The 1,525-nt window shown below is 63.9% G+C and carries 3 protein-coding genes; all 3 read right to left on the bottom strand.

The annotated features are described in order from the left end of the window. Positions 1-459: DUF4262 domain-containing protein (locus tag EOA28_RS35375; protein ID WP_128315827.1), on the bottom strand; the 459-nt coding region annotated here is incomplete at its 3' end. Beyond that, positions 449-1,099 carry a maleylacetoacetate isomerase gene (maiA, locus tag EOA28_RS35370; protein ID WP_127252968.1) on the bottom strand — a complete coding sequence of 217 codons (651 nt, stop codon included), beginning with the start codon at positions 1,097-1,099 and terminating at the stop codon, positions 449-451. The genes EOA28_RS35375 and maiA, both read right to left, overlap by 11 nt. After that, positions 1,096-1,525 (bottom strand): fumarylacetoacetate hydrolase family protein (locus EOA28_RS35365; RefSeq protein WP_148671092.1); only part of this gene is annotated, 430 nt, incomplete at its 5' end. The genes maiA and EOA28_RS35365, both read right to left, overlap by 4 nt.

Below are 1,525 nucleotides of genomic sequence, written 5' to 3'. Positions count from 1 at the left end.
GTCTAGAAGGGGCTGCCGCTTGCGAACCCATTCATCGGCCTCGGCATCCCATGGCCAAACGCCGGAGGTTGTTGGAAAAATTAGCTGCATGATCCGGAAATCCGGCCCGTCGTAGAACCAGATATTCCAACCGAAATATTCGGGATAGTGGTCCGGGTGGACCGCACCGAACTGACAGTCGAAGCCACCTCCCAGGAAACCCGACGCCCGCTCTCCGATGCGGAACCTCTCGCCGCCGCGCACGCGTCTGCAGTACTCATTGACGATGGTCATCGAAAGCTCCGGCTTGAGCCCGATGACGACCAATTCAGGGACGCCAAAATTGTGCTCTATCCCGACCGAGTATGCGAATGGCGGATTCTCGTCCTCCTCCAGCACATAGAGGATATGACACCCGAACTCGTCGATGTCGGCCAGTGCCTTGGCCTCCTCGGCGTCTTTGGCTTCCCTACTCGGCATCGATCTGGTTCTGCGGCGCTGCCTGCTGGAACGCCGGCAGCGCCATGCAGGCGGCGTTGATGCGCGCGATTACCGGGTAGGGCGCCATGTCGACACCGAAGCGGGCATTGTTGGTGACCTGCGCGGCAAGGCAGATATCGGCCATGCCCGGCGTGTCGCCATGGCAGAAGGCGCCGGTCTCGGGCGAGGAGGCGAGAATCTTTTCAAGCGGCTGGAAGCCTTCGTTCACCCAGTGCCGGAACCAGTTGACGACGTCCTCGTCGCCGGCGCCGAACAAGGTGCGCAGCGAGGTCAGCACGCGCAGATTGTTCACCGGGTGGATGTCGCAGGCGATCATCTGCGCCAGCATCCTGACGCGAGCCCGACCCAACGCATCCTTCGGCAGCAGCGGTGGCTCGGGCTCAATCTCGTCGAGATATTCGATGATCGCCAGCGACTGCGTCAAAAGCCGGCCGTTATCCAGCACCAGCGCCGGCACCAGCCCTTGCGGGTTGATCGCGAGATAGGCGGGCTCGAGATGCTCGCCGTGCCGCAGATGATGCGGCACATAGGTATAGTCCAGCCCCTTCATCGCCAGCGCGATCCGCACCCGGTAGGAGGTGGAGGAGCGGTAGTAATTGTGGAGGACGAGGTCGCTCATCGCCTCGGTTGTCCGATGGCCACCTCGACCGTGCCGATGCCGTCGACCCCGCCGGTGATCCTGTCTCCGGCCTGAACCGGACCGACGCCGGCCGGCGTGCCGGTGAAGATCAGGTCGCCCGGCCGAAGCTCGACCGCCTCGCTGCAGATCGAGACGATGTCGGCGATCGGCCAGATAAGCTCGGCAAGATCGCCGTCCTGTTTCACCGCGCCGTTGACGGCAAGCCAGATGCGGCCTTTGTCCGGATGTCCTGATGTCGCGGCCGGAACCAGCGGACCGCAAGGCGCGGACTGGTCGAAGGCCTTCGACCAGTCCCACGGACGTGCCGCTTTCTTCGCCTGATCCTGCAGGTCGCGGCGGGTCAGGGCGACGCCGACGCCGTAGCCCCAGACATGAGCGAGCGCATCGGCGCGCGGAATGCGGAAG

Origin of the sequence: Mesorhizobium sp. M2A.F.Ca.ET.067.02.1.1 (genome assembly GCF_004023285.1) — a bacterium.
In the GTDB taxonomy this organism is placed as follows: domain Bacteria; phylum Pseudomonadota; class Alphaproteobacteria; order Rhizobiales; family Rhizobiaceae; genus Mesorhizobium.
The sequence above is the reverse complement of the archived record's forward strand: the minus strand, read 5'-3'. Positions and strand labels throughout refer to the sequence as shown.